Annotated in this window: 7 protein-coding genes and 1 CRISPR repeat array (1 of these 8 only partly in view); of the genes, 2 read left to right on the top strand and 5 right to left on the bottom strand. The window is 45.5% G+C overall.

Going from position 1 to position 10,736, the window contains the following annotated elements; translation table 11 throughout:
• The 4 genes from QUB06_RS28370 to QUB06_RS28355 form a co-directional block, all read right to left on the bottom strand.
• On the bottom strand, window positions 1-2,381 hold a 2,381-nt coding region (locus QUB06_RS28370), incomplete at its 3' end, for a DUF4347 domain-containing protein (protein WP_333438112.1).
• A gap of 773 nt (window positions 2,382-3,154) precedes the next feature.
• The gene (locus tag QUB06_RS28365; protein WP_333438111.1) at window positions 3,155-3,559 is read right to left on the bottom strand and encodes a hypothetical protein; all 405 of its coding nucleotides are present in this window, start codon (window positions 3,557-3,559) and stop codon (window positions 3,155-3,157) included.
• A gap of 118 nt (window positions 3,560-3,677) precedes the next feature.
• Entirely contained in the window at window positions 3,678-3,851 is a 174-nt protein-coding gene (locus QUB06_RS28360) for a hypothetical protein (RefSeq protein ID WP_333376816.1), read from the bottom strand.
• Between the two features lie 68 nt (window positions 3,852-3,919).
• Window positions 3,920-5,407: a hypothetical protein gene (locus QUB06_RS28355; RefSeq protein WP_333438110.1), complete on the bottom strand. Its 1,488-nt coding sequence runs from the start codon at window positions 5,405-5,407 to the stop codon at window positions 3,920-3,922.
• 447 nt (window positions 5,408-5,854) lie between these two features.
• Between QUB06_RS28355 and QUB06_RS28350 the strand changes: the two genes are divergently transcribed.
• Window positions 5,855-7,516, top strand: a complete 1,662-nt coding sequence (locus tag QUB06_RS28350; protein WP_333438109.1) for a glycosyltransferase family 39 protein — start codon at window positions 5,855-5,857, stop codon at window positions 7,514-7,516.
• A 289-nt stretch (window positions 7,517-7,805) separates the two neighbouring features.
• On the top strand, window positions 7,806-8,408 hold the full coding sequence (locus QUB06_RS28345; RefSeq protein WP_333438108.1) for a Uma2 family endonuclease: 603 nt from the start codon (window positions 7,806-7,808) through the stop codon (window positions 8,406-8,408).
• 14 nt (window positions 8,409-8,422) lie between these two features.
• Here QUB06_RS28345 and QUB06_RS28340 read toward each other — a convergent pair whose 3' ends face one another.
• Window positions 8,423-8,611, bottom strand: coding sequence for a hypothetical protein (locus QUB06_RS28340; RefSeq protein ID WP_333438107.1), 189 nt, complete (start codon window positions 8,609-8,611; stop codon window positions 8,423-8,425).
• Window positions 8,612-9,901: 1,290 nt separating this feature from the next.
• Window positions 9,902-10,736: direct repeats of the CRISPR family, unit length 36 nt; unit sequence GTTTCCATTCAATTAGTTTCCCCAACGAGTGGGGAG (it continues 492 nt past the right edge of the window).

The following is a 10,736-nucleotide window of genomic DNA, read 5'->3' as shown; positions in this document are numbered from 1 at the left end:
GTCGGTGTCGGAGTGGGAGTCGGCGCGGGCGTCGGAGTTGGCGCCGGAGTCGGTGTCGGAGTTGGAGTCGGCGCGGGCGTCGGAGTTGGCGCCGGAGTCGGTGTCGGAGTGGGAGTCGGCGCGGGCGTCGGAGTTGGCGCCGGAGTCGGTGTCGGAGTTGGAGTCGGCGCGGGCGTCGGAGTTGGCGCCGGAGTCGGTGTCGGAGTGGGAGTCGGCGCGGGCGTCGGAGTTGGCGCCGGAGTCGGAGTTGGCACGGGGACGACACTACCTCCCAATTCAAAAGAGCCGCTGTCCACGATCGCGCCTGGAATGCTGTCGCCATCTTGAGGGCGAGTCACGCCGCGCTGATCCGTAGTGGGTGCGCCGGTGGCAATCCCTTTATCAATTGCCGGACTTCCTGTCAGCAGCGGCCTGACTAAAGCGCCGTTGAGGTTTTGCAAAGGGCCAAGTAAGGGGTCTGCGATCGTCACACTTGCCGTCGCATTGACATCGCTTCCGTCATTGGGGTTTTTGGCCGGCCACTGAAAATTCCCTCCTTGATCGCTATATTGGGCGGTGACGTGTTGCTGAATGCCCCAAGGGTTTCCTCCGTTAGCCGCTGTATTGTTGGAAAGAATCGTGTTTTTGAGGGTGACATTATTGGCAGCGGCGAAGATACCTCCACCAACCCAGCCTGCAGAATTATCGGCGATCGTCGTGTTGAGAATGGTTGTGGGTGCACCAAGAGTCATTGCACCGCCGAGTTTGTTGAAATCACCAGCAGCAAACGCCGTGGAGTTGCCAGAAAACGTACTGTTAGTAATCGTAGTAGGGGCATTTCGCATCCACAGGCCGCCACCTTGATTATTGGCTTTGTTGCCCGCAAAGGTGGTGTTGGTAATGGTCAATCCCTGGTTGGTGCTGTCGCTCAAAATCGTTACCCCACCACCGTTTCCACCATTTCCACCGTTGGGTAGCGCCAGAATTTCGTTATTTTGGAAGGTGCTCTTTTCCAAAATAACCTTGTCTTGGCTGCCGGTGAACAGATAAGCTGCGCCTCCTTCACCTCGACCTTTATTGTCTTGAAATACGCTATTGGTAATCTTAATTGTGCCGGAAGCTTCGCTCGGATTGCTGGCTCGATCGGTATAAAGTGCGCCGCCGAAACCCCTTAAGAAAGAATTGGGCTGCCCTGTGGCGAAAGTGGCTGCTGTGGTGTCGTTGCCGATGAATCGGGAGTTGTCAATTGTCAGCTTACCTTGAAGGCTGTTAATTGCCCCGCCGTTAATTCCTTTGTTGTTGGTGAAGTCGCTGTTGGTGACTGTAAAAGTTTTGAAACTCAAAAAGCCGATCGCACCTGCACCGCGTTCATCGTTAGCTGCGGTGGCGACGTTGCCGTTGAATTTACTGTTGGTAACAGTCAGGGTATTGTTGAAATTACCGAAAATTGCGCCACCGCCTTTATCGGCTACGTTGTTGTTGAACTGAACGTTTTCTACTGTGAGGTTTACTTCGTCGGTTGTGCCGATCGCGCCACCTCGCTCGGTAGTTTTGCCGTTAGTAATAATGAGGTTTTTGACCACAAAATTAGTAGCAGTCGCAACGTTGGCGTTGACAAAAAACGCGCGGGATGCGTTGTTGCCACTGATAGTTAAACCCGCTGCTGCGGCGCCGTCAATCGTGATGTTTTTGCCAGCGGGAATATCTAGTTGACCGCTGGTGAGGGTAATGGTTTGGCTCGCTAAACCTGGGGCGAAGGTAATGATATCGCCGGCAACAGCGCTGGCGATCGCAGCCCTTAATGAACCCGGCCCGCTATCGCTATTGTTGGCTACTACGATCGTAGCTAAATCCCCTTGGTAACTTGCCATCGCCTCTGGCTGCAAGGCTAAGTCCGATTCAATTTGACCCTTAGCAAATTCTAAATTCCAGTCGCCGCTACGGCCGGTTATGTTGGTGGATGCCGCAACGTCAGCCCCGGTTAATTGACTGAATCGATCAACGAAATTAGCACCTGTACCGCTTGCTACATCGCAGCCGTACAGCATAAATTCAGCTTGTGGGGCTAGTGAAGTTTGCCACTTTTCCAACTGGCTTTTGTATTGCTCTATGTTATCGGAACCCAGAGAGGTATTGCCTAATTGTAGGCTGCCTGAACTGCCGTGAGAAATAATGTGAACCGAGTCTATCGCCCCGTTAGTAGAGGCGTATTTTTCCATCTCGGAGGTGATTTGTTCGATGCCGTTTTTGGTGCTATCGAGTATTACTACCTGCTGTCCCGGCCGCACTCCCGCTGCAATTGACTCGTAATCTTTCACGCCGGAGTCAATGAAGACTAAGGAGCCCACTGGCAGTTTTTCAAAAGCAGATTGTGAGTTAACTTGAGCGAATGTAGAACTCATATTGGAGACTCCATTAAGGGCATTATTAGTAGATACACCCCGGAGTTATCTCATCAGGCTTATTTCATTATATCTTAACATCCAATTTGGAAATGGTGTCATTTTAAAAATATTTTTATTGATTTATTTTGCTCGACATTTGCATTTCCCATTTTGACTAAAATGGAAACTTGAGCCTCTATCTATGGGAATAGATCGCAATATTAATCGGGAATCTTGAAATAAATCTAGGTTCTATTATCCAATTTTTTTTGACCTTATTTTGCTAATAGTAGGCTGAGTTGAGGGATGCGGAAATAGTGGAGGTAATTCACCCCCGAATAACTCCTCTTATATTTAGTAGTTTTTATTTGAGTGTGAGATTTTACGTATAGGCACAATGCACTAGAGTTTCCCTAGCTGTATTTCATCCAAGGGAAAACTGAATTATGTAGATATTGAAGAATTCTCTATGCTTTGAAGCTGTTAGGTTTGCGATACACCCAAATACTGATTACCAGGACGTTTGGTCGCATTTACTAACAGTCAAAACGGTCTAATATTAAGTGGAACCCATCGCTGGAAATCAATTGGCTTATGGGGTGCTACCGACACTGTGAGGACTGCCATCCTCACTACAAACGTGATTCAAATTATTCAGCGGGAGTTGATATGATTGCTGATTTAGTCAGATCGAAATCGTTGATTGCGATCGCGCCTGCCTTCCTAATTACAATTGTATTCGGGTTCAGTCGCCCTCGGTACGTTCCATACCCTGCATTAAATCACTCTCCTTAATTAGCAAACAGTCGATCGCGCCCACCGCCGTTGCTGAGTGTATCACTATATCGATCGGCATAACACGAATCAAGTCCGCTGTTTTGAGTCAGATAACTATGCGATTTTGGCAATTGACTTTTGTATGGTTCTAGGTAATCTGAAATGAGGATAACAAAGCCTAATTGCACTTGGTTCGAGCTGCCATCACAAGTTGTGCGAACTTTGTCAATCTCTCTAAGGATAGAGGCCGATTTTTGAAGTGCCGAGGTAATTTTCTCGATGCAGTCAGATTCCCCAGCCAAAATTCTGGAAACAAAATATCCACCTTCATTGATGCTGGAGTCCTTGAATACAAAGCTTTTGGATGGGGAATTTGCGTATTCCAAGGCGGGACTCGTTTCCCTTAAAGAAGTCAACATATTCCGTCCTCCAAAAGTGTGTTTAGCGGTAGATACAGCCTTGGAGTCAGAGCTTCTGAAACTGCCAGCGACCTTATTTATTTCGCTCATTCTTATTTCACCTATCTATCAGTTTGCCCTATTTCTGCAGCACTGCCATCCGCGATCGCACGGAATTTATATTCTGCGTGTTTTCCCTTACTTCCGGCAAACGCGCAATTACCGATCGATCCGGTATCCTATCCGTGATCCCACTTTCAAAAAAGAATCCAACTGTAAGCCCGTGCTTCAAACCTCGATAGTCTTCAGTCATTCCCCCATGTAAAATCTAAAATCTAAAAGGGTATGACACTTAGTAGATTGGCCTCGCAACTGCACCGATCAAGATTCTGTGGAAGATGGCGGTTTTTTCCCTGCATTGCGAATATTAATAATCTTGTTGAGCGCCTCAAACCAAAAACCAGCCCCCATAGAAATAGCTACACCGCTCAATATCCAACCAAACAATTTTTCCATCAAAGCCGGCCACAATAAATTCCTCTGTTTATCTCGTTTTAAGCTATTCTGTTCGCTCCATCCCAAAGGCAGGGCTACCTCATCCAAAGCTATATCTACATCCTTTTGAACTTTTCTCAGACTTGTTAAATTATCTAATTTAGTCTTAGCATTTTTTTCCACCAACTGCTCAGCGTACAAATTAACAGTCGATCGCAACATCGAATCCTTCGACAACCGATTAATAATATGAATGGTATCAGCATTAGCAGCAACAGCGATCGCAGTTCCGAGCAAAATTGCTACCCCTCTAGCATTCCGCTTGTAAACACCAGAAGCACGCTCCATCGATTGGTCAAACCAAATTTCAATTTCTTTCTGAAACCGCTGCAACTGCTCTTGAGTATCTCCGCCGCCTTTTTCAGCGCGCTGCGCTAAAATATAAAGGCTGCGTTTCAAAGATTCTGGCATACTGTCCAAGGTTTCTTGAATTTGTTGATAAATCGGACTCTCCTCTTGGAGTTCCATAATTTCTGCTGCCGACTCTTGACTTTTTTTAACAGTATTTAACAGATTGCTGAAACTAGGTTGTAGTTGCCCTAGCAGCGCCACCCGCTCATTTCTGCTGTCAAAACGAGCCTTCACAAATGCCATCTGCCTCTGAAATTCTCTCCCTCCCAGCTCGGTTTCTGGTAGATAAACCTGAGAATCCTTAATATAAAATCCTAGCTTTTCAGACATCCGATTTAAGCTGTTGTTCAAACTTGCTAAATTGTTTTGGTAATCTTCAACAACTCGATTGAACTCCGCAGTCAGCCACCTAAATTCTTGCTCAATAATCGGTTTAGTAGCATCCGGCAAACTCAGATTTTGTCCAATCTGTTGAATTTGTGCTAATTGTAAATCTTTAAATCTTTCCAATCGGGTTTTAGAGATAGAACTGAGCAAACTAGAAACCTTTAAAGTCTCCAAAAGGCTAGCCGAAAAACACTCGGCTGGAATATAAGAAGGCCCACTGGATTTATTGCCGAAAACATTTTTAGTACCCGTAACTCCGTGGTACAAATCCCCCATGCGGTGCGTAACAGAGCGGAATCCCTCTGATACAAGCCCTTTCGCTCCCTGATTCAAATCCTTGATAATCGGATTGGCGTAAATCGAATGAGCTAACTGTCCGACTCGCTTAAGTTGCAGGGGATCTTTCGCGGCTTCGCTGCCTCCAGAAATTAGCACTTCGATCGACTTCTTTAAATGTTCCGCCCGCCACTGCCAAACAGTAGCAATCAGTTCCTGAATTTCCGAAGCTAGCAAGCTTAAAGTCAGGTAGATAAAGACTAAGCCAATGATAATATCTATAATTACAGGCAAATTCATAAAAAAACTCGGTAAGTGGGAAACGAGCGCGACTTCAGTCCTGAGAGGGAAGCGACTCGGCGATTTCAATCGCCTTGAATCTTTCCCCTTTCGGGTTGGAGGGGTATGGTTGCCCCTCCGATGAGGTATGGTTGCCTCAGTCTCCCTTGCGGGGTAATGTTCGCCTCGACCTGGTTATAAAGGCTTGTTAGACCTGCGACACTGTTTCAGTGACTTTAAAACTGTTTAATCGCAGGTGACAGAGCCCAAAACTGGCGGATCATTCGCCGGTGTCGTGACCTAAATAACGTCTCCTCTTGCGAGGGGTCTGGTCAGCATAGCTTGCTCGATTTCTCTTACAAGCGAGCGTGGCTTTAGCCCGCTCGTTACTGACGGTATTTTCCTAGTCGCAAATAACTGCTGTCTAAGTTTACCTTCAGTTTGGGACGCTCAAAACTCTCTTAACTTATGTCAGAAATCTTTCCATTCCTGGGCCGCAAACCGAAAAATCGCTGGAATGACAGCTTTACAGACAAAGTGTGGATGCTGGCTTTTCTGTTGGCTGCAGTGCTGATTTTCGGGCTGAATCTGGGCGGCGTGGCTTTGCGGGATTGGGATGAAGGCATTGCAGCGCAGGTAAGTCGCGAAATTTGGCGCGGCCACTTAAATTGGCTGTATCCGACGATCGACTCTATGCCTTATTTGAACAAACCGCCGCTGGTACACTGGCTAATCGGGCTATGTTTTGCAGCAGGCGGTGTCAGCGAATTGACGGCGAGGTTGGTACCGGCGATGCTGACAGCGACTTCAGTGCCCTTGCTTTACGCCATTGGCAGGGAGTTGTTTCCGCAGCGTTCGATCGCCATTTTTTCTGCCCTCGTTTATCTGACGCTGTTACCGGTGGTGCGGCATGGACGTTTGGCGATGTTGGATGGGGCAGTTTTGTGTTTTTTGCTGGTGGCGATGTGGTGTTTGCTACGATCGCGCCGCGACTTGCGCTACGCTTTGGGCGCGGGAATTGGGTTCGGACTCATTTGCCTGACTAAGGGCGTGATGTTGGGGCTGCTGCTGGCTGCGATCGGCTGTATTTTTTTGGTTTGGGATACCCCGCGACTCCTCACTTCTGGGTATCTTTGGGGCGGATTGGCGATCGGAACATTGCCAGTAGCTGCTTGGTATTTTGCCCAATGGCTGCACTACGGCCAATATTTCATCCACACTAATTTAATTAACGAATCTTTCCGGCGCATTTCGGAACCTGTGAGCAGTCACAGAGGCCCGCCTTGGTATTATCTTTTAGAAATTTTAAAATTAGCTTGGCCGTGGCAGTTATTTTGGCTACAAGGGCTGCGTCTGAGTTGGGAAAATCGCAGTTTTGCCGGGCCAAAATTAGTATTGGTTTGGACTGGAGTATATCTGCTGGCTATTTCTGTGATGACTACTAAATTGCCGTGGTATGTTTTGCCAATTTATCCAGCTTTTGCTCTTGCTGTTGGCAGTTATCTCGCTGAAGTTTGGGAGCAACTGTGGCTGCCGCCAGAGCCGATCAAAGAGGAAGCAGAAGAACGTTTTGATGCGATTTCTTTGTTGCCTCATCCCGCGATTTTGGCAATGCTGGGTGTAGTTGCTGTCGTCGGTTGCGTGTACTTCAGTGGCTGGGTACGGATCGGGGGACAAATTGCGCCTCCAGAGCGAGATTTGCAGTTAATGCTGATGTTTGTAGCTTTGACAATGACAATGGCGGCTGTGTTGCTGCACCGCAAAGACCGGCAGTTTATATTAGTTTTAATTTGGGGAACTTACCTGACGCTGTTGGTATTGATGGCTTCAGATAACTGGGTTTGGGAACTGGGCGAGGATTATCCGGTTAAGCCGATCGCCGAAATTGTCCGCACAGGAACTCCGGCGGGTCAACAAGTGTTTACTTCTCACCGCTTGGGCCGTCCATCGCTGAATTTTTATAGTCAACGCCAAGTTATTGTCGCCGACGCGCCCACGCTCAAACAGAAATGGCAAACTCTTCCTCAACCTTATTTTCTGTTAGAAAAACCAGTTTTAAAACATTTAGGTTTGCAGAATGCTGAGATTGTGAAAACAGCGGACGATTGGGTTTTGGTAACTCGAAAATAAGCGATCGTGTTTGTCCAAAAATTAACGTAGAAGATGGTTTAACCAACTATCTATAGCGAGTCTAAATCACTCATGCAATCTGTAGGGGCGGTGCCCCCGTGCCCGCCCTCCGAGAGATTGGGCAACCACGGGGGGTTTGCCCCTACAAGAATTATGCAAATGATTTAGAATGGCTATATATGAGAAACCAACAATCTCAAAAACCCCCTACACAAACTCAACCTTAAAAAGCTTACCCAAAAATGTTACACTAAACAAAAGCCTCAGTTAAATGCTCTCTAATAGAACTATGCAACTTACTGAACAACGATACTACTCGATCGAGGAATATCTAGCACTAGAAGAAGCTGCTGACTACAAAAGCGAATACATTGACGGTGAAATATTTCCTATGGCCGGTGGCTCTACCAATCACAATCAAATAGCTGGCAATTTCTATGCCGAACTAAATTTTGCCTTCAAAAAGCTCGACTATCGAGTTTTCATGAGCGATGTCCGCTTGTGGATACCCAAGAAGCGCATCTATACTTATCCCGATGTAATGGTAGTATGTGGGGAGCCGGAGTATTATAATAACCGCACCGATACGATTACCAATTCCAGGGTAATTATTGAGGTTTTGTCATATTCAACTAAAGGATACGATCGCAGCAAAAAGTTTGAGGGATACCGCACAATTCCCACTCTTGAAGAATACTTATTGATCGACCAAAATCGGAGATATATCGAACATTTTTCTAAGATGGATAAGAACCGATGGTCGTTTGCTGAGTACAATGAATCGGATGAGACGATCGCGCTTGCTTCAGTATCCTTTGAAATTGCTGTGGCAGATATCTATAATAAAGTGAATTTTGAACAAGTAGATCAAGAAATTGCCCCTGAAAAATGATTGTAGGGGCGGGTTCACCAACCATCTGTGCCACTAATTAAGAAAATAAATAAACCCGCCCTGCCCGACAAAAAATCTCGATCGCCCGCAATTACCGTAGGGGCGGGTTCACCAACCATTTTTGCCACTAATTGAGAAAATAAATAAACCCGCCCTGCCCAACGACAAATCCGAATCAATATTCTTTGCATTCGATCGCACATCAGGTTAATCTAGGTTATTGGTTGGGTGGGGGCGGGTTTATCTAGATTGTCTGCTGGTATTAAATATTATTCGTAAAACCCGCCCCTACGATAGCGTGTAGGGGCGGGTTTCACCAACAATTTATGTGAAACACTAACAATCTCAAAAACCCGCCCCCACCCAACTTGAGGATGTCGAGCGTTTCCATTCAATTAGTTTCCCCAACGAGTGGGGAGACTACCTACTCTACCTCCGGGGGTTAGCTTTTCTTATTCTACTATCACTTTTTTAGGTTCAGTCTCTCGTAAAAGAGATTATTACTACTCCTAAAAGAACCAGGAGAAATAATGCAAAACCTATAATACCTATAACAAATTGATTATTAGCTATAAAAGAATTGGATAGTAATATATCTCGAATTATTTGTCTCATATTTATAAATTCTCTTCCAACATCTGACTATAAGCTTCCCGATTATTAGTTGTCTCTATTAAATGAACTCCAGCATTATTAATACTTTCATCTACAATTAATCGTTTCCTCCTTCTATTCTTGCTAGTTGAGTAAACACATCTATTTGTTTCCATTCAATTAGTTTTCCCAGCGAGTGGGGAGTGTTTAACGTTAATTTCCGTGGCTGCGATCGGTTGTTTCCATTCAACCAGTTTTAAAACATTTAGGTTTGCAGAATGCTGAGATTTTCCAAACAGCAGACGATTGGGTTTTAATAGCTCGAAAATAAGCGATCGTGTGTGCCCAAATTATCGTAGGGGCGGGTTTCACCAACCATCTATGTCAGAAACCAAAAATATAATAAACCCGCCCCCACCCAACGAATGAGAATAGTTATATTTTGCCCCGATTATGGGGCTTTTTTTGTGCTTGTTAATTCTTCGCAACTAGGATTGATTGCAGAAATTTGAGTTGTAAAAGTTTGTCTTTGGAGTTTTCCAGAGGTTAAAGATTTAGAGCTTTTGGCACTACACAAGGCTCTGATTTTTTAATTTCTGTTTGCGATGTCGGGTGGAGTCGAAGCCTCCTTCGATTCCGCATTAATAGAGACTTCGACTAAATTTGTCTTAACTACCTATTTCTAGCCAGTGACAATTTAACTTGCTAGAGAGTGCCGTAACCCTTCGGCTGGGGGATAGGAGGATGCCTTAAAGACGTTATTCTATGCGGTAGAGGCGTCCCCTAAAGGCATCCCCCCAAAACTAGACTATTAGAAATCTAGTCTTTTGTCAACAGCTATTTATGGTTTCCCTTAAACTGTCGCATTAATAGAAGACTTCCACTAATTTTGTTTTAGCGTTTCCATTCAATTAATTTCCCCAACGAGTGGGGAGTAAAACTGAAATTGTTCAATTAACGATTCCAGAATTGTTTCCATTCAATTAGTTTCCCCAACGAGTGGGGAGACTTTGGAATTTTACTCTTGCGATGAACGCTAAAGATAAAGGTTTCCATTCAATTAGTTTCCCCAACGAGTGGGGAGTCTAAGGATAAAGTTGTTAACGGTCAAATGGTGACAACTAAAACATTCAAGTTTCCATTCAATTAGTTTCCCCAACGAGTGGGGAGTTAAGGATTTAAACCCGGTAGACGCTAGCAGATTAGATGTTTCCATTCAATTAGTTTCCCCAACGAGTGGGGAGGTCAAATTACTTGCGACTTAGATGATAGGAAGTTAACTATGTTTCCATTCAATTAGTTTCCCCAACGAGTGGGGAGTGGGATTGATATATTCCCCGATTTGTCAATAGCTCGAATGTTTCCATTCAATTAGTTTCCCCAACGAGTGGGGAGGCTTCAGGTTGGGAAGTCTGGGATGCGATTATTGAAATCGCGTTTCCATTCAATTAGTTTCCCCAACGAGTGGGGAGTTGAGGCTTTCAACAATGAACAATTCGATAAAGGAAGCCGTTTCCATTCAATTAGTTTCCCCAACGAGTGGGGAGTAGTTTGTTCAATTGTTCCTAAACCAATAGAGTCAGAGGAAGAGTTTCCATTCAATTAGTTTCCCCAACGAGTGGGGAGTTCCTCTGAGTACGTACCTCGCATAATGAACCGTACTAAATCGTTTCCATTCAATTAGTTTCCCCAACGAGTGGGGAGCCGTTATAAGTAATTTGGTTCTGATAGCAG

Origin of the sequence: Microcoleus sp. D2_18a_D3 (genome assembly GCF_036702455.1) — a bacterium.
Classification (GTDB): domain Bacteria; phylum Cyanobacteriota; class Cyanobacteriia; order Cyanobacteriales; family Microcoleaceae; genus Microcoleus.
The sequence above is the reverse complement of the archived record's forward strand: the minus strand, read 5'-3'. Positions and strand labels throughout refer to the sequence as shown.

Coding starts and splice junctions, on each gene's coding strand:
- QUB06_RS28365 (WP_333438111.1), bottom strand. CDS start 3,559: ATGTTGACTTCTTTAAGGGAAACGAGTCCCGCCTTGGAATACGCAAAT.
- QUB06_RS28360 (WP_333376816.1), bottom strand. CDS start 3,851: ATGACTGAAGACTATCGAGGTTTGAAGCACGGGCTTACAGTTGGATTC.
- QUB06_RS28355 (WP_333438110.1), bottom strand. CDS start 5,407: ATGAATTTGCCTGTAATTATAGATATTATCATTGGCTTAGTCTTTATC.
- QUB06_RS28350 (WP_333438109.1), top strand. CDS start 5,855: ATGTCAGAAATCTTTCCATTCCTGGGCCGCAAACCGAAAAATCGCTGG.
- QUB06_RS28345 (WP_333438108.1), top strand. CDS start 7,806: ATGCAACTTACTGAACAACGATACTACTCGATCGAGGAATATCTAGCA.
- QUB06_RS28340 (WP_333438107.1), bottom strand. CDS start 8,611: ATGTGCGATCGAATGCAAAGAATATTGATTCGGATTTGTCGTTGGGCA.